The 15,284-nt window shown below is 69.5% G+C and carries 18 protein-coding genes; 12 read left to right on the top strand and 6 right to left on the bottom strand.

Annotated elements, in window-relative coordinates:
* Nucleotide 1: 1 nt before the first annotated feature.
* From ACQHII_RS36035 to ACQHII_RS36050, 4 genes are read right to left on the bottom strand one after another with little or no spacing between them, the layout of a single operon-like run.
* On the bottom strand, nucleotides 2-1,012 hold the full coding sequence (locus tag ACQHII_RS36035) for a COX15/CtaA family protein (RefSeq protein ID WP_427923188.1): 1,011 nt from the start codon (nucleotides 1,010-1,012) through the stop codon (nucleotides 2-4).
* A 57-nt stretch (nucleotides 1,013-1,069) separates the two neighbouring features.
* Nucleotides 1,070-1,846 carry an ABC transporter permease gene (locus ACQHII_RS36040; protein ID WP_427923189.1) on the bottom strand — a complete coding sequence of 259 codons (777 nt, stop codon included), beginning with the start codon at nucleotides 1,844-1,846 and terminating at the stop codon, nucleotides 1,070-1,072.
* Nucleotides 1,843-2,766 carry an ABC transporter ATP-binding protein gene (locus ACQHII_RS36045; RefSeq protein ID WP_427923190.1) on the bottom strand — a complete coding sequence of 308 codons (924 nt, stop codon included), beginning with the start codon at nucleotides 2,764-2,766 and terminating at the stop codon, nucleotides 1,843-1,845. The genes ACQHII_RS36040 and ACQHII_RS36045 overlap by 4 nt, the downstream gene beginning before the upstream one ends.
* Before the next feature lie 30 nt (nucleotides 2,767-2,796).
* On the bottom strand, nucleotides 2,797-3,609 hold the full coding sequence (locus tag ACQHII_RS36050; RefSeq protein ID WP_427923191.1) for an aminoglycoside N(3)-acetyltransferase: 813 nt from the start codon (nucleotides 3,607-3,609) through the stop codon (nucleotides 2,797-2,799).
* Between the two features lie 161 nt (nucleotides 3,610-3,770).
* Here ACQHII_RS36050 and ACQHII_RS36055 point away from each other — a divergent pair, with 161 nt between their 5' ends.
* From ACQHII_RS36055 to ACQHII_RS36095, 9 genes are read left to right on the top strand one after another with little or no spacing between them, the layout of a single operon-like run.
* Nucleotides 3,771-4,493, top strand: a complete 723-nt coding sequence (locus ACQHII_RS36055) for a helix-turn-helix transcriptional regulator (RefSeq protein ID WP_427923192.1) — start codon at nucleotides 3,771-3,773, stop codon at nucleotides 4,491-4,493.
* Nucleotides 4,490-5,914 (top strand): Fe-S cluster assembly protein SufB, encoded by a 1,425-nt coding sequence (gene sufB / locus ACQHII_RS36060; protein WP_019067546.1) that lies wholly within the window; start codon nucleotides 4,490-4,492, stop codon nucleotides 5,912-5,914. The genes ACQHII_RS36055 and sufB overlap by 4 nt, the downstream gene beginning before the upstream one ends.
* Nucleotides 5,915-5,971: 57 nt before the next feature.
* Nucleotides 5,972-7,156 carry a Fe-S cluster assembly protein SufD gene (sufD, locus tag ACQHII_RS36065; RefSeq protein WP_427923193.1) on the top strand — a complete coding sequence of 395 codons (1,185 nt, stop codon included), beginning with the start codon at nucleotides 5,972-5,974 and terminating at the stop codon, nucleotides 7,154-7,156.
* On the top strand, nucleotides 7,156-7,491 hold the full coding sequence (locus tag ACQHII_RS36070; protein ID WP_427923194.1) for a bifunctional 3-phenylpropionate/cinnamic acid dioxygenase ferredoxin subunit: 336 nt from the start codon (nucleotides 7,156-7,158) through the stop codon (nucleotides 7,489-7,491). Before sufD ends, ACQHII_RS36070 begins: the two co-directional genes overlap by 1 nt.
* A 7-nt stretch (nucleotides 7,492-7,498) precedes the next feature.
* A complete protein-coding gene (sufC, locus tag ACQHII_RS36075) occupies nucleotides 7,499-8,266 on the top strand; it encodes a Fe-S cluster assembly ATPase SufC (RefSeq protein ID WP_427923195.1) in 768 nt (255 codons plus the stop codon).
* Nucleotides 8,263-9,519: a cysteine desulfurase gene (locus ACQHII_RS36080; RefSeq protein ID WP_427923196.1), complete on the top strand. Its 1,257-nt coding sequence runs from the start codon at nucleotides 8,263-8,265 to the stop codon at nucleotides 9,517-9,519. Before sufC ends, ACQHII_RS36080 begins: the two co-directional genes overlap by 4 nt.
* 18 nt (nucleotides 9,520-9,537) lie before the next feature.
* Nucleotides 9,538-10,005: a Fe-S cluster assembly sulfur transfer protein SufU gene (gene sufU / locus ACQHII_RS36085; RefSeq protein ID WP_026178365.1), complete on the top strand. Its 468-nt coding sequence runs from the start codon at nucleotides 9,538-9,540 to the stop codon at nucleotides 10,003-10,005.
* The gene (locus tag ACQHII_RS36090) at nucleotides 10,002-10,334 is read left to right on the top strand and encodes a metal-sulfur cluster assembly factor (protein ID WP_019067540.1); all 333 of its coding nucleotides are present in this window, start codon (nucleotides 10,002-10,004) and stop codon (nucleotides 10,332-10,334) included. The genes sufU and ACQHII_RS36090 overlap by 4 nt, the downstream gene beginning before the upstream one ends.
* A gap of 48 nt (nucleotides 10,335-10,382) precedes the next feature.
* The gene (locus ACQHII_RS36095) at nucleotides 10,383-10,769 is read left to right on the top strand and encodes a VOC family protein (RefSeq protein ID WP_427923197.1); all 387 of its coding nucleotides are present in this window, start codon (nucleotides 10,383-10,385) and stop codon (nucleotides 10,767-10,769) included.
* On the opposite strand, the gene ACQHII_RS36100 is transcribed toward ACQHII_RS36095, so the two are convergent.
* Entirely contained in the window at nucleotides 10,762-11,649 is an 888-nt protein-coding gene (locus tag ACQHII_RS36100; protein WP_427923198.1) for an AbfB domain-containing protein, read from the bottom strand. The two genes, ACQHII_RS36095 and ACQHII_RS36100, sit on opposite strands and share 8 nt — an antisense overlap.
* Before the next feature lie 313 nt (nucleotides 11,650-11,962).
* Between ACQHII_RS36100 and ACQHII_RS36105 the strand changes: the two genes are divergently transcribed.
* The 3 genes from ACQHII_RS36105 (at nucleotide 11,963) to dapD (ending at nucleotide 14,619) form a co-directional block, all read left to right on the top strand.
* The gene (locus ACQHII_RS36105) at nucleotides 11,963-12,283 is read left to right on the top strand and encodes a DMT family transporter (RefSeq protein ID WP_262062023.1); all 321 of its coding nucleotides are present in this window, start codon (nucleotides 11,963-11,965) and stop codon (nucleotides 12,281-12,283) included.
* A complete protein-coding gene (locus ACQHII_RS36110) occupies nucleotides 12,283-12,819 on the top strand; it encodes a TetR/AcrR family transcriptional regulator (protein WP_427923199.1) in 537 nt (178 codons plus the stop codon). The genes ACQHII_RS36105 and ACQHII_RS36110 overlap by 1 nt, the downstream gene beginning before the upstream one ends.
* A gap of 810 nt (nucleotides 12,820-13,629) precedes the next feature.
* Nucleotides 13,630-14,619 (top strand): 2,3,4,5-tetrahydropyridine-2,6-dicarboxylate N-succinyltransferase, encoded by a 990-nt coding sequence (gene dapD / locus ACQHII_RS36115; RefSeq protein WP_019067535.1) that lies wholly within the window; start codon nucleotides 13,630-13,632, stop codon nucleotides 14,617-14,619.
* Nucleotides 14,620-14,684: 65 nt separating this feature from the next.
* Here the strand turns inward: dapD and ACQHII_RS36120 are convergent, their stop codons facing one another.
* Nucleotides 14,685-15,200 carry a hypothetical protein gene (locus ACQHII_RS36120; RefSeq protein ID WP_427923200.1) on the bottom strand — a complete coding sequence of 172 codons (516 nt, stop codon included), beginning with the start codon at nucleotides 15,198-15,200 and terminating at the stop codon, nucleotides 14,685-14,687.
* Nucleotides 15,201-15,284: the final 84 nt, after the last annotated feature.

Here is a 15,284-nt window from a genome sequence, read left to right on the forward strand (position 1 = left end):
CTCACGCGCGCGTGGGCAGCGTCTGTTCCACCGAGGGACCCGGCAGGTCCGCCACGACCGCCGGCCGCTCGCGCAGCGACAGCAGCACCCGCAGCACCCCGATCCACACCAGGCAGGAGCCGAGCATGTGGACGGCGACCAGAGCCTCGGGGAGGTTCGTGAAGTACTGGACGTAACCGACGACACCCTGGGAGAGCAGGATCAGGAACAGCTCGCGAGTGCGGTCCAGGGGGCCCTTGGGGGCGTCGACCGCCTTGAGGACGAACCACAGGGCGAACGTCAGCGTGACCACGATCCAGGCGAGCACCGCGTGCAGCTTGGCGACCGTCTCCCAGTCGATCGGGATCCGGTCGACCTCCTTGGAGTCACCGGCATGCGGCCCCGCACCGGTCACGACGGTACCGACCGCGATCAGCAGCACGGAGGCCGTGACCAGGAACCACACCAACTGCTGCACGGCCTTGCCGACCAGCGGCTTGGCCTCCGCGTCGCCCTCCCGGCTGCGCTGCCACATCAGCGTGGCGACCGCGATCAGCCCCGAGGAGAGCAGGAAGTGGGCCGCGACCGTGTACGGGTTGAGGCCGACCAGCACCACGATCCCGCCCAGGATCGCGTTGCTCATCACGATCCAGAACTGCGCCCAGCCCAGCCGGGTGAGGGAGCGGCGGTACGGCTTCTCCGAGCGCGCGGCGATGATCGCCCAGCCGACGGCGGCGCACAGCACGTACGTCAGCATCCGGTTGCCGAACTCGATGGCACCGTGGAAGCCCATCGCGCTCGTCGTCGTCAGCGAGTCGTCCGTGCACTTGGGCCAGGTCGGGCAGCCGAGCCCCGACCCCGTCAGCCGCACGGCACCGCCGGTGACCACGATGACCACCGACATCACGAGCGCGGCGAGAGCCGCCCGCCGAACCGTCCGGGGATCCGGGGTCCAGCGTGCGGCTATGAAGGCGAGGGGGTTGCGCGCGGCGGAGACGATGTCGGCGCGGGTCACGTTTGGCACGGGGTCCATCGTAGGGGGGTGCTTGTGCACGCTTTCACGAGGGTCCCCGGCGCCGGACTACGGCGCCTACTCCCAGCGGAAGAACGCCCCCGCCGCCCCCAGCCCCGCAACCGCCCACACCCCCAGAATCCCCAGGTCCCCCCACGGCATCCCCGCCCCGTGCTGCAACACGTCCCTCAGTCCGTCCGACAGCGCCGAGATCGGCAGCAACCCCAGCACGTCCTGCACCCCCGCCGGATACTTGTCCATCGGCACGATCACCCCGCCGCCGACCAGGAGCAGCAGGAACACCAGGTTCGCGGCGGCGAGGGTGGCCTCCGCCTTCAGGGTGCCCGCCATCAGGAGGCCGAGGCCGGAGAAGGCCGCCGTGCCGAGGATCAGGAGCAGGAACACCGCGAAGGGGTTGCCGTGCGGGGACCAGCCCAGGGCGAACGCGATCGCCGTCAGCAGGACGATCTGGAGGACCTCCGTCACGAGCACCGACGCCGTCTTCGCGGTCATCAGGCCCCAGCGGGGGAGCGGGGAGGACGCGAGGCGCTTCAGGACGCCGTAGCGGCGCTCGAAGCCCGTCGCGATGGCCTGGCCCGTGAACGCCGTCGACATCACGGCGAGGGCGAGGATGCCGGGGGCGAGGAAGTCGACGGACTTGCCCTTGCCGGTGTCGACGATGTCCACCGAGCTGAAGAGGACCAGGAGGAGAGTGGGGATGACCACCGTCAACAGGAGCTGTTCGCCGTTGCGTAGGAGCATCTTCGTCTCTAGGGCCGCCTGTGCCGCGATCATGCGGGGGAGGGGGGCCGCCCCGGGCTGCGGGGCGTACGTCCCCGGAACAGTCGTGCTCATGAACGCAGCTCCTTGCCGGTCAGCTCCAGGAAAACGTCCTCCAGGGTGTGCCGTTCGACCGAGATCTTCTCCGGCATCACCCCGTGCTGCGCGCACCACGAGGTGACCGTGGCGAGCAGTTGAGGGTCGACCTTGCCGCCGACGCGGTAGGAGCCCGGGGTCAGTTCGGCGGCCGTGGAGTCGGCCGGGAGGGCCTTCAGCAGGGAGCCGACGTCCAGGCCGGGGCGGCCGGTGAAGCGGAGGGTGTTCTCGGCGCCGCCGCGGCACAGCTCCTCGGGGGAGCCGTGCGCGATGACCTTGCCGGCGTCGATGATCGCGACGTCGTCGGCGAGTTGCTCGGCCTCGTCCATGTGGTGGGTCGTGAGGATGACCGAGACGCCGTCCGCGCGGAGGTCGCGGACCAGGTCCCAGGTCGCGCGGCGGGCCTGCGGGTCGAGGCCCGCGGTCGGCTCGTCGAGGAAGACCAGTTCGGGGCGGCCCACGACGGCCATCGCCAGCGCGAGGCGCTGCTGCTGGCCGCCGGAGAGACGGCGGTACGTCGTGCGGCCGCAACTGCCGAGCCCCAGGCGCTCGATGAGGGCGTCCACGTCCAGCGGGTGCGCGTGCAGCTTGGCGATGTGGCGGAGCATCTCGTCGGCGCGGGCGCCCGAGTAGACACCGCCGGACTGGAGCATCACGCCGATTCTGGGGCGCAGCGCGGCGGACTCGCGGACCGGGTCGAGGCCCAGGACGCGCACCGTGCCGGAGTCCGGCTTCCGGTACCCCTCGCAGGTCTCGACCGTGGTCGTCTTGCCCGCCCCGTTGGGGCCCAGTACCGCCGTGACACCCGTCGTGGCCACCAGGTCGAGGCCGTTCACCGCGGTCTTCGTGCCGTACCGCTTCACCAGGGCCTGGACCTGGAGCACGGGCTCGCTTCGCATGGGCCCGAGTCTAGGTAGGCCGACCTTGCCTCAGAGCGGCGGGTGCAGGATCTCCTCCTCACGGGGACGGTGCAGGGGGAGCCAGCGCTCGGCGTAGGCCACGGCGTCGCCCACCGGGAACAGCCGCACGTCGGCCGCGCCCGCCTTTCCCCGTACGACGGGACGGTCCCGTTCGAAGTCGTGGCCCAGTTCGTCGAAGCGGTCGGAGGAGATCGACACCTCGGTCACCGTCTCCCAGCCGTCCGGGCCGGGGCGGCCGAGCGCGACCAGCGGGGACGGCACGCGGTACTCGGCGAGATGGAAGCTCGTGCAGCTGTCGTAGCCCGCGCCGAGCAGCAGCACGCGCGCGTGGAGGCCCTCAAGGCGGGCCAGCGGGCTGCGCTCGCCGAGCCGGCAGTCGGTGGCGTGGCCTTCGAGGATCTCGGCGGCGTGCGGGCCGAGCGCCGCGAAGGAGGTCTGCGGGTGCGCGGAGCGCAGGGCGCCGGGCCAGGTGCGGACGGTCTCCGGGACGACGCCCACACCGAGCGAGGGCGTGACGAGGGGGTCGTAGGGCGGCATGGCGGTGCGGATGGTGTCCCACCATTCGCGGGGGACCGGCGGGTTTCCCCAGTGGGCCGGGTCCGAGAGGTCGGCGGTCTGGGTGGGGACCACGAGGGTGCCGTCCGGGCCGAGGGTGTCGAGGAGTCCGTGGACCACCGCCACGGCGCCTCCGCAGACCCATCCGAGGGAGCTCAGGGAGGTGTGCGCGAGGAGGATCTCGCCGGGGCGCACGCCCAGCTCGCGCAGGTCTGCGGCGAGGCTGTCCCGGGTGACAAGTGGGCCGGTGGGAGGGGGTGCGGGCATGGTCGTGGAGTCTCCCGGAAGGGGGTCGGCGGCGCCACCCGATTGATCGATCAAAGATCGTTTCCGCAGGTCAGATTAGGTATACCTAAGTGACGCAGCGCACCGCCGGGTGGCCGGGGCGCGGGTTGCCTGCCTCTGAGGAATTACGCAACAATGGCGTTGTGAAAAACGTTGGCGAGGCTCCGCAGGAGGAACTCGCGACCGGTGAGCGGTCCACCCGCAACCGTGTCGCGCGCTCCATCCTGGACCACGGCCCGTCGACCGTGACCGACCTCGCCGGCCGGCTGGGACTGACCCAGGCCGCCGTACGCCGTCATCTCGACGCACTCGTCGCCGACGACGTCGTGGAAGCACGTGAGCAGCGGGTCTACGGAGCGCGCACGCGCGGCCGGCCCGCCAAGGTGTTCGCCCTGACCGACTGCGGCCGGGACGCCTTCGACCAGTCCTACGACAAGCTCGCCGCCGACGCGCTGCGCTGGATCGCCACGCACAGCGGCGGGGACGAGGCGGTCGTCGCCTTCGCCCGCGACCGCATGGCCGCCCAGGCCATCGCCTACCGCAAGGTCGTCGAGGCCGCCGCCCCGGAGAACCGCGCGGAAGCGCTGGCCAAGGCCCTGAGCGCGGACGGGTACGCTGCTACGGCGCGTAGCGCACCGGTCGGTGAGCAGCTCTGCCAGCACCACTGCCCGGTCGCCCATGTCGCCGAGCAGTTCCCGCAACTGTGCGAGGCGGAGACAGAGCTCTTCTCCCAGCTGCTCGGCACCCATGTCCAGCGACTGGCGACCATCGCCCACGGCGACGGTGTGTGCACCACGTTCATCCCAAAGATTTCCCATACCGCATCTGACACATCTGCAAGTACCGCCGGGAGGAACCCCGCATGACGCTCCCCATCGAGGAGACTGCCCACCCCGAGCTCGAGGGTCTGGGTACGTACGAATACGGCTGGGCCGACTCCGACGTGGCCGGTGCCTCCGCCAAGCGCGGCATCAACGAGGACGTCGTCCGGGACATCTCCGGCAAGAAGAGCGAGCCGGAGTGGATGACCAAGCTCCGCCTCAAGGGCCTGCGCCTGTTCGAGAAGAAGCCCATGCCGAACTGGGGCTCAGACCTCTCCGGCATCGACTTCGACAACATCAAGTACTTCGTGCGCTCCACGGAGAAGCAGGCGGAGTCCTGGGAGGACCTGCCCGAGGACATCAAGAACACGTACGACAAGCTCGGCATCCCCGAGGCGGAGAAGCAGCGCCTCGTCGCCGGTGTCGCGGCCCAGTACGAGTCCGAGGTCGTCTACCACCAGATCCGTGAGGACCTGGAGGAGCAGGGCGTCATCTTCCTCGACACCGACACCGCGCTGAAGGAGCACCCGGAGCTCTTCAAGGAGTACTTCGGCACCGTCATCCCGGTCGGCGACAACAAGTTCGCGTCGCTCAACACGGCCGTGTGGTCCGGCGGTTCCTTCATCTACGTCCCCAAGGGCGTGCACGTCGAGATCCCGCTCCAGGCCTACTTCCGCATCAACACGGAGAACATGGGCCAGTTCGAGCGGACCCTGATCATCGTCGACGAGGGTGCCTATGTGCACTACGTCGAGGGTTGTACGGCGCCGATCTACAAGTCGGACTCGCTGCACTCCGCGGTCGTCGAGATCATCGTCAAGAAGAACGCCCGCTGCCGCTACACGACCATCCAGAACTGGTCGAACAACGTCTACAACCTGGTCACCAAGCGCGCCGTGGCGTACGAGGGCGCGACCATGGAGTGGATCGACGGCAACATCGGCTCCAAGGTGACGATGAAGTACCCGGCCGTCTACCTGATGGGCGAGCACGCCAAGGGCGAGACCCTCTCCATCGCCTTCGCGGGCGAGGGCCAGCACCAGGACGCCGGCTCCAAGATGGTCCACATGGCGCCGAACACGTCGTCCAACATCGTGTCGAAGTCCGTGGCGCGTGGTGGCGGTCGTACGTCCTACCGCGGTCTCGTCGAGATCGGTGAGGGCGCCCACGGCTCCAAGTCGAACGTGCTGTGCGACGCGCTGCTCGTCGACACGATCTCCCGCTCCGACACGTACCCGTACGTCGACGTCCGCGAGGACGACGTGTCCATGGGCCACGAGGCGACCGTCTCCAAGGTCTCCGAGGACCAGCTCTTCTACCTGATGAGCCGCGGTCTGACCGAGTTCGAGGCGATGGCGATGATCGTGCGCGGCTTCGTCGAGCCGATCGCGAAGGAGCTGCCCATGGAGTACGCCCTTGAGCTCAACCGGCTGATCGAGCTCCAGATGGAAGGCGCGGTCGGCTGACCCCGCCCCATCGGTCAGCACACTTCTTGACTTCAGAAAGCGAGCACTACGACAGCCATGGCTGAGGCTCAGAACTCCAGGGTGGGGTCCTCCACCACCGCCGGATCGATCGCGGTGGCCGCCGAGTCGACCGTCGCCACGCGCATGAGCGCGCCCCCTTCCTTCGACGTGGCGGACTTCCCGGTCCCCCACGGCCGCGAGGAGGAGTGGCGGTTCACCCCGCTGGAGCGCCTGCGCGGGCTGCACGACGGCACCGCGGTCGCCACCGGCGAGGGCGTCAAGGTCGACGTCCAGGCCCCCGAGGGCGTCACCGTCGAGACCGTGGGCCGCGAGGACGCGCGCCTCGGCAGGGCGGGCACCCCCGTGGACCGCGTCGCCGCCCAGGCGTACTCGGCGTTCGAGAAGGCCGGCGTGATCACCGTCCCCAAGGAGACGGTCCTCACCGAGCCGATCCGGATCGCCGTGCACGGCGAGGGCGGGGTCGCCTATGGCCACCAGGTGATCGAGCTGGGAACCTTCGCCGAGGCCGTCGTCGTCATCGACCACACCGGTGACGCGGTCCTCGCCGCCAACGTCGACTACGTCATCGGCGACGGCGCCAGGCTGACCGTCGTCTCCGTCCAGGACTGGGACGACAAGGCCGTGCACGTCGGCCAGCACAACGCCCTGATCGGCCGGGACGCCACGTTCAAGTCGTTCGTCGTCACCTTCGGCGGCGATGTCGTACGACTGCACCCGCGCGTGGCCTACGCCGGACCCGGCGGCGAGGCCGAGCTGTTCGGCCTGTACTTCACGGACGCCGGCCAGCACCAGGAGCACCGCCTCCTGGTCGACCACAACACCCCGCACTGCAAGTCGAACGTCATGTACAAGGGCGCGCTGCAGGGCGAGGGCGCCCACGCGGTGTGGATCGGCGACGTGCTCATCGAGGCCAAGGCCGAGGGCACGGACACGTACGAGATGAACCGCAACCTCGTGCTGACCGACGGTGCCCGGGTCGACTCCGTGCCGAACCTGGAGATCGAGACCGGCGAGATCGTCGGCGCCGGACACGCCTCCGCGACCGGCCGCTTCGACGACGAGCAGCTCTTCTACCTGATGGCCCGCGGCATCCCCGCCGACGACGCCCGACGCCTGGTGGTCCGCGGCTTCTTCGCCGAACTGGTCCAGCAGATCGGTGTCGCCGACATCGAGGAGCGGCTGCTGGAGAAGATCGACGCGGAGCTGGAGGCGTCGGTCTGATGTCGGCCTTCCACGCCTCTCAATTTCTTCGGGCCTGCGCGCTGAGCGAGCTGGAGGAGGACACCCCGAAGCGGGTGGAACTCGACGGCACGCCGGTCTCGGTCGTGAAGACCGAGGGGGAGGTGTTCGCGATCAACGACATCTGCTCGCACGCGAACGTCTCGCTCTCCGAGGGCGAGGTCGAGGACTGCCAGATCGAGTGCTGGCTGCACGGCTCCGCGTTCGACCTGCGCACCGGCAAGCCGTCCGGCCTGCCCGCCACCCGCCCCGTACCCGTATACCCCGTAAAGATCGAAGGGGACGACGTGCTCGTCTCCCTCACCCAGGAGTCCTGAGGAACCCATGGCAACGCTTGAAATCCACGACCTGCACGTCACCGTCGAGGCCGACAACGCCACGAAGGAGATCCTCAAGGGCGTCGACCTCACCGTGAAGCAGGGCGAGACCCACGCCATCATGGGCCCGAACGGCTCCGGCAAGTCGACCCTCGCCTACTCGCTCGCGGGCCACCCGAAGTACACGATCACCGGCGGCACCGTCACCCTCGACGGCGAGGACGTCCTGGAGATGTCCGTCGACGAGCGCGCCCGCGCCGGCCTGTTCCTCGCGATGCAGTACCCGGTCGAGGTCCCCGGTGTGTCGGTCTCCAACTTCCTCCGTACGTCCGCCACCGCCGTCCGCGGTGAGGCCCCCAAGCTGCGTACCTGGGTGAAGGAGGTCCGGGAGACCATGGAGCGCCTCTCCATGGACCCCTCCTTCGCCGAGCGCAACGTCAACGAGGGCTTCTCCGGCGGTGAGAAGAAGCGTCACGAGATCCTTCAGCTGGAGCTGCTCAAGCCGAAGATCGCGATCCTCGACGAGACGGACTCCGGCCTGGACGTCGACGCCCTGCGCGTCGTCTCCGAGGGCGTCAACCGCGTCCGTGAGACCGGCGAGGTCGGCACCCTGCTGATCACGCACTACACGCGCATCCTGCGCTACATCAAGCCCGACTTCGTGCACGTCTTCTCCGGCGGCAGGATCGTCGAGTCCGGCGGCGCCGAACTGGCCGACAAGCTGGAGAACGAGGGCTACGAGGCCTACACCGCGAAGGGTGGCGTATCCGCGTGACGCAACTGCCGGGCCTCCTCGACACAGAGGCGATCCGCAAGGACTTCCCCATCCTGGACCGCACGGTCCACGACGGCCGGAAGCTCGTGTACCTGGACAACGCGGCGACCTCGCAGAAGCCGCGCCAGGTCCTCGACGCCCTGAACGAGTACTACGAGCGCTACAACGCCAACGTCCACCGCGGTGTGCATGTGCTCGCCGAGGAGGCCACGGCGCTGTACGAGGGCGCGCGGGACAAGGTCGCCGCGTTCATCAACGCGCCCTCCCGCGACGAGGTGATCTTCACCAAGAACGCCTCCGAGTCGCTCAACCTCGTGGCGAACATGCTGGGCTGGGCCGACGAGCCCTACCGCGTGGACCACGAGACCGAGATCGTCATCACGGAGATGGAGCACCACTCCAACATCGTGCCGTGGCAGCTGCTCTCGCAGCGCACGGGCGCGAAGCTGAAGTGGTTCGGCCTCACGGACGACGGCCGGCTGGACCTGTCGAACATAGACGAGGTCATCACCGAGAAGACGAAGATCGTCTCCTTCGTGCTGGTCTCCAACATCCTCGGCACGGTCAACCCGGTCGAGAAGATCGTGCGCCGCGCGCAGGAGGTCGGGGCCCTGGTCCTGATCGACGCCTCGCAGGCCGCGCCGCACATGCCGCTGGACGTCCAGGCGCTCCAGGCGGACTTCGTGGCCTTCACCGGCCACAAGATGTGCGGCCCGACCGGCATCGGCGTCCTCTGGGGCCGCCAGGAGCTGCTGGAGGACCTGCCCCCGTTCCTCGGCGGCGGCGAGATGATCGAGACCGTGTCGATGCACTCGTCGACGTACGCCCCCGCCCCGCACAAGTTCGAGGCGGGCACCCCGCCGATCGCCCAGGCGGTCGGTCTCGGCGCGGCGATCGACTACCTGTCGGCGATCGGCATGGACAAGATCCTCGCCCATGAGCACGCGCTGACCGAGTACGCGGTGAAGCGCCTGCTGGACGTCCCCGACCTGAAGATCATCGGCCCCACCACGGCCGAGGACCGGGGCGCGGCGATCTCCTTCACGCTCGGCGACATCCACCCGCACGACGTGGGCCAGGTCCTCGACGAGGAGGGCATCGCGGTCCGGGTCGGACACCACTGCGCACGCCCCGTCTGCCTGCGCTACGGAATTCCTGCGACCACGCGAGCGTCGTTCTATCTGTACTCCACGCCGGCCGAGATCGACGCACTGGTCGACGGCTTGGAGCACGTACGGAACTTCTTCGGTTAAGGGACGTGAGCTGAGACCGTGAAGCTTGATTCGATGTACCAGGAAGTCATCCTGGACCACTACAAGCACCCGCACGGGCGGGGCTTGCGGGATGGCGACGCCGAGGTGCACCACGTCAACCCGACGTGCGGCGACGAGATCACGCTGCGCGTGAAGTACGACGGCGAGCAGATCACCGACATCTCCTACGAGGGCCAGGGCTGCTCCATCAGCCAGGCCTCGGCCTCCGTACTGAACGACCTCCTCGTCGGCAAGGAGCTGTCCGAGGCGCGGAAGATCCAGGAGACCTTCCTGGAGCTGATGCAGTCCAAGGGCCGCATCGAGCCCGACGACGACATGGAGGAGGTGCTGGAGGACGCGGTCGCGTTCGCCGGTGTCTCCAAGTACCCGGCACGGGTGAAGTGCGCCCTCCTCAGCTGGATGGCGTGGAAGGACGCGACGGCCCAGGCCCTGGGCGGAGCCGAAGCCGAAAGGAAGACGGCATGAGCGAGACCATCGAGATCAAGCCCGCCTCCGAGGAGGAGGTCCGCGAGGCCCTGCTCGACGTGGTCGACCCCGAACTGGGCATCGACGTCGTCAACCTCGGCCTCATCTACGGCGTGCACATCGACGACGCGAACATCGCGACCATCGACATGACGCTCACCTCGGCGGCCTGCCCGCTGACGGACGTCATCGAGGACCAGGCCAAGTCCGCCACGGACGGCCTCGTCAACGAGCTCCGTATCAACTGGGTCTGGATGCCGCCGTGGGGCCCGGACAAGATCACGGACGACGGACGCGAGCAGCTACGCGCGCTGGGCTTCAACGTCTGAGCCCTCGGGTTCTTTTGGGACCACCGGAAACGGCCATACCTTTCGGGTATGGCCGTTTCGCTGCATCACGTAGTCATCGACACGCACGATCTGCCGGGGCTCGCCCGCTTCTGGTGCGGGGTGCTGGACTGGCGGATCCTGTCCGAGAAGGAACGCGAAGTCGTCATCGGGCCGGGGGAGTTCGCGGAGACCGGCATCTGCTTCATGCCGGTGAGCGGGCCGAAGACCGTGAAGAACCGACTCCACTTCGACCTCGCTCCCGACGACCAGGACGCCGAGGTGGAGCGGATCCTCGCGCTCGGTGCGCGGCGGGTCGACATCGGGCAGAGCGAGACCGTGGGCTGGGTGGTCCTCGCCGACCCGGAGGGCAACGAGTTCTGCGTACTGCGGCCCAAGGCCTCGCTGATCGCCTTTCGTCGAGCCGCGGCTAGCTGAGCCCGGCCACCAGCCGGAACGCCGAGTCCGCCCGGAACAGGCTGCTGTTCTGGTACTGGTCCAGCTTGAGCTGGAAGTTCTGGTGACGCAGATAGCGGCCCGGGTAGTTGACCGACTCCAGCATCACGGCGCCCGAGTAGGACGAGGTGCGGGGGCAGAAGGTGGCGTCCTGCTTGAAGAGGGCCGAGCCGTCGTTGCGTTCCGCGCGCAGGATGAAGTTGCGGTGGCGGAGATAGCTGCCGTCGGTCGTCGTGAACGAGTAACAGGAGCTGTTGGCAAGGCCCTTGACCACTTTGAAGGTCGAGGCGCGGCGGGCCGCGGTGGAGCCGGCCGGGTTGAGCTTCACGTAGTCGCCGCTCACCTGCCAGTACCGGTCCGGGTAGTTCACCGAGCGGACCGACTTCCAGGTGGACGAGGTACTCGACGAGCCGCCGGACCCGGACGAGCCGGACGATCCTCCCGAGCCCGACGAGGACGAACCGCCGTGCGACGACGCCGACTTGGACGGTGCGGGCGCCTTCGCGGAGGGTGCGGAGCTCTGCTCGGCGGCGGTGGCCGACGCGGAGGGCGACTTCGTGGCGGCCGGTGAGTGCGCGTCGGGTGTGGGCGTGTCCGTCTTCGACGGCGAGGCGAACGAGAGCAGCCCGGGACCGTCCGCTCCGATCGACGACGGGTCCGTCGCCGCCTTGGTGCGTGGCGTGTCGTCAGGTTGCTTGTCCATGATGACGACCGCCGTGGCGCACACGGCGATCGTGGTGAGGGCGAGTGCCCCGGCCAGCCAGAGCCGGCGGGTTCCGGGGGCCCGGGAGCTGTCGGGGGTCCAGCCGTTCTCCCAGGAGGTGTGGTGCGGGGGAGGGTGCTGGGATGTGTTGTCTGGCATGCGCTGTTCCTCCAGCGGAGCCCATGGCGACGGCCGTGGCCGTGAAAACCAGGTGAGTGAACGGTGAAACAGTAGTGGAGCGAGAGGGCTGTGAGCAGCCGTTTCAGTGAGCGGTTTCTACGAGTTCCGAGGTCGGCGTGCGACGTATGGGACGTCACCTCTCATTCCTCGTGCACTTTTATCAACTCCGCTGTGAACTCCGCTATCAACTCCGCGCGGAACAGGGCCACTTGGGCGAGCTCCGCGCCTCGACCGAAGTTATGCCGCCGTCATGGGCGGGCTGCTCCGTCCGCCGTTATGTACACTCGTACACATGGGATTCCTGATGCTCCTCACGGCGATCGCCGCGGAGGTGGGCGGCACCACCGCCATGAAGTTCAGCCACGGCTTCAGCCGGCTGTGGCCGTCGGTCCTCACGGTTGTCGGATACGTGCTCTCCTTCGCCCTGCTCGCACAGACCCTGAAGTCCATGTCGGTCGGCACGGCCTACGCGATCTGGGCCGGCCTCGGCACCGCCGCCATCGTGGGCATCGGGACGGTGTTCCTGGGCGAGGGGATGACCTTCGCGAAGGCCGCCGGCATCGCGCTGATCATCATCGGGGTGGTCGTCCTCAACCTGGGCGGCGCGCACTGATGGCCCGGCGTCACGACCCCGAGCGGCGCCAGCGGATCATCGACGCGGCGATCCGGGTCGTAGGGCAGAAGGGCATCGCGGGACTGAGCCACCGCTCGGTCGCCGCCGAGGCCGATGTCCCGCTCGGTTCGACGACGTACCACTTCACGACCCTCGACGAACTGATGGTCGCCGCCCTGCGCCAGGCCAACGAGGGCTTCGCCAAGGTGATCGCCGCGCGCGGCGGCCTGGAGGACCCGCGCACCGACCTGGCCGGAGAACTGGCCGGCTGGATGGGCGAGTGGCTCGCGGGCGACCGCACGGGCGTCGAGCTGGAGTACGAGCTGTACCTCGCCGCCCTGCGCCGCCCCGCCCTGCGCCCCGTCGCCGACGAGTGGGCCCGCGACCTCGCCGACCAACTGTCCCGCCGGACGGACCCGGTGACCGCGAGGGCACTGGTCGCGCTGATGGACGGCATCTGTCTCCAGGTACTGCTGACGGACGCGGCGTACGACGAGGGGTTCGCGCGGGAGGTACTGGGACGGGTGATTCCCTGAGGGGAGGCGCGGGGCGGGAGGGGAGACGGGCGCGTGGTGGCTGGCGACGGCCGTGTGACGGCCTGTGGTTGTCGGTCTGGGGCCTGGGCCGTGGCGGCCGGTGACCTGCGCCTGTCGGTCTGGGGCCTATGTCGTGGCGGCCTGTGGCTGTTGGTCTCCGGCCTGGGCCGTGGCGGCCGGTGACCTGCGCCTGTCGGTCTGGGGCCTGGGTCGTGGCGGCCTGTGGCTGTTGGTCCCCGGCCTGGGCCGTGGCGGCTGGTGAACTGGGCCTGTCGGTCCGGGGACTGGGCCCTGGGGGTCGGTGGCCGTCGCGCGGCGGCTTGTGGTTGTCGGTCTGGGGCCTGGGTGTGGCGGCTGGTGGCCGCTGTGTGGTGACCTGTGGCCGTCGGTCTGAGATCTGGCCGTGGCGGCTGGTGACCGCCGCGCGGTGACTCGCGGCTGTCGCGCTGGGACCTGGGCTGCGGCGGCTGGTGACCGTCACGCGGTGACCCGTGGCCGTCGCGCTGAGACCTGGGCCGTGGCGAATTGTGACCGCCGCATGGCGACTCGCGGCCGACGGCTTGAGGCGTGCGGGTGGCCCGTGACCTGTTGCCGCGGCCTATCGCGGTCCGCGCCCCTCGTAACTCGCTCCTCGCTCCTCGCTACGCGCTTTGTCCGCGCCCTGGGCCGACTCGCGGCGTCCTGCGCACGTCCCGTCAGCCGTTCCCCTTGACCGTGGCGCGGGTCTGCCGCGGGCCCGCGTGTGTCGTTCTCTGAGACGCCCCGTGGACGAGTTGGTCCCCGCCGCCCCCTCCAGGTTAGGTTTCCCTCATGACCGACACGACCGCACCTCGCACCACCGGCGCCGTTGCCGCCGGCCTCGCCACCGTCACCGCCGACGGGACCGTCCTCGACACCTGGTTCCCCGCGCCCGAGTTGTCCGCCGAACCCGGCCCCGCCGGTACCGAGCGACTGTCCGCCGAGCGTGCCGTGGAACTGCTCGGCGAGGGCGCGGCGAAGGCGATCGGTCCCGACGCCCGCCGCGGCGTCGAAGTGATCGCGGTCCGCACGGTCATCGCCTCCCTCGACGACAAGCCGCTCGACGCGCACGACGTCTACCTGCGCCTGCACCTCCTCTCGCACCGCCTGGTCAAGCCGCACGGCCAGAGCCTGGACGGCATGTTCGGCTTCCTCGCCAACGTCGCCTGGACCTCGCTCGGCCCGGTCGCGGTCGACGACGTGGAGAAGGTCCGGCTGAACGCCCGCGCCGAGGGCCTGCACCTCCAGGTGACGTCGATCGACAAGTTCCCGCGCATGACGGACTACGTGGCCCCGAAGGGCGTCCGGATCGCCGACGCTGACCGGGTCCGCCTGGGCGCGCACCTCGCCGAGGGCACGACGGTCATGCACGAGGGCTTCGTGAACTTCAACGCCGGCACGCTCGGCACGTCGATGGTCGAGGGCCGGATCTCCGCCGGTGTCGTGGTCGGCGACGGCTCGGACATCGGCGGCGGCGCGTCCACCATGGGCACGCTGTCCGGCGGCGGCAACGTCCGCATCACCATCGGCGAGCGCTGCCTCGTCGGCGCGGAGGCGGGCGTCGGTATCGCGCTCGGCGACGAGTGCGTGGTCGAGGCCGGGCTGTACGTCACCGCCGGCACCCGCGTCACGATGCCCGACGGCCAGATCGTCAAGGCCCGCGAACTCTCCGGCGCCTCCAACATCCTCTTCCGCCGCAACTCGGTCACCGGCACGGTCGAGGCCCGCCCGAACAACGCGGTCTGGGGCGGCCTGAACGAGATCCTGCACAGCCACAACTAGCGGTGCCGTGATGTGAGTTGAGCGCCCTTCCGGCCACCGGGAGGGCGCTCAACATATATCGGGGTTCATGTCCGCCGGGCCGCCGCGAACCCCGCGAACCCCGCGAGCGTCGCGAAGTCCCCCTCCCGCAGCCCGAGTCGGGGGTTCACGTGGTGCAGCAGCGCCGGGCCGCTGTGGTGGTCCGTCACGAAGTCGCCGTCCAGCGTGCTCTGTTCGTCGTCCACCCAGGCGAACGGGCGGCCCTCGGCGTACGCCACGATCGACTCCGTCTTCCAGTGGACCCCGTCGGGCCGCTCGGCGAACAGGGCGTCGCCGAAGTCGACGTAGGGCAGGTCGGGCAGGCCGACGACCGGGGCGATCCAGCGGTTCGCGGCGGCCATCCACGTGGTCGCCCAGCACAGGTCGTAGCCGAGAGCGAGAAGTGCCGGGCCGTGCGCGGGGTTCAGCCAGACCCGGAGGGGGCGGCCCGGGCGCACGGCGGCCCTGATCGTCGTATAGCCCTCGGGACGGCGCTCCTTCTGCGCGGCGTACGGGTTGAGGGGGCCGTCGACGTCGAGGAACAGCAGGGGGCGGTGGCTCATGTGGCCACCGTAGGGCGGTGGTTGGGCGGGGCGGGCGGAATTTTTCTCGGGGCGGCAGGCATAGCGGGTGCTGTCCGTGAGCGT

Origin of the sequence: Streptomyces sp. cg40, from assembly GCF_050320165.1 — a bacterium.
GTDB lineage: Bacteria > Actinomycetota > Actinomycetes > Streptomycetales > Streptomycetaceae > Streptomyces > Streptomyces hokutonensis.

Excerpts from the sequence above, each read along its gene's own strand:
- ACQHII_RS36035 (WP_427923188.1), bottom strand. The coding sequence starts at position 1,012 with ATGGACCCCGTGCCAAACGTGACCCGCGCCGACATCGTCTCCGCCGCG.
- ACQHII_RS36040 (WP_427923189.1), bottom strand. The coding sequence starts at position 1,846 with ATGAGCACGACTGTTCCGGGGACGTACGCCCCGCAGCCCGGGGCGGCC.
- ACQHII_RS36045 (WP_427923190.1), bottom strand. The coding sequence starts at position 2,766 with ATGCGAAGCGAGCCCGTGCTCCAGGTCCAGGCCCTGGTGAAGCGGTAC.
- ACQHII_RS36050 (WP_427923191.1), bottom strand. The coding sequence starts at position 3,609 with ATGCCCGCACCCCCTCCCACCGGCCCACTTGTCACCCGGGACAGCCTC.
- sufB (WP_019067546.1), top strand. The coding sequence starts at position 4,490 with ATGACGCTCCCCATCGAGGAGACTGCCCACCCCGAGCTCGAGGGTCTG.
- sufD (WP_427923193.1), top strand. The coding sequence starts at position 5,972 with ATGGCTGAGGCTCAGAACTCCAGGGTGGGGTCCTCCACCACCGCCGGA.
- ACQHII_RS36070 (WP_427923194.1), top strand. The coding sequence starts at position 7,156 with ATGTCGGCCTTCCACGCCTCTCAATTTCTTCGGGCCTGCGCGCTGAGC.
- sufC (WP_427923195.1), top strand. The coding sequence starts at position 7,499 with ATGGCAACGCTTGAAATCCACGACCTGCACGTCACCGTCGAGGCCGAC.
- ACQHII_RS36090 (WP_019067540.1), top strand. The coding sequence starts at position 10,002 with ATGAGCGAGACCATCGAGATCAAGCCCGCCTCCGAGGAGGAGGTCCGC.
- ACQHII_RS36095 (WP_427923197.1), top strand. The coding sequence starts at position 10,383 with ATGGCCGTTTCGCTGCATCACGTAGTCATCGACACGCACGATCTGCCG.
- ACQHII_RS36100 (WP_427923198.1), bottom strand. The coding sequence starts at position 11,649 with ATGCCAGACAACACATCCCAGCACCCTCCCCCGCACCACACCTCCTGG.
- ACQHII_RS36105 (WP_262062023.1), top strand. The coding sequence starts at position 11,963 with ATGGGATTCCTGATGCTCCTCACGGCGATCGCCGCGGAGGTGGGCGGC.
- ACQHII_RS36110 (WP_427923199.1), top strand. The coding sequence starts at position 12,283 with ATGGCCCGGCGTCACGACCCCGAGCGGCGCCAGCGGATCATCGACGCG.
- dapD (WP_019067535.1), top strand. The coding sequence starts at position 13,630 with ATGACCGACACGACCGCACCTCGCACCACCGGCGCCGTTGCCGCCGGC.
- ACQHII_RS36120 (WP_427923200.1), bottom strand. The coding sequence starts at position 15,200 with ATGAGCCACCGCCCCCTGCTGTTCCTCGACGTCGACGGCCCCCTCAAC.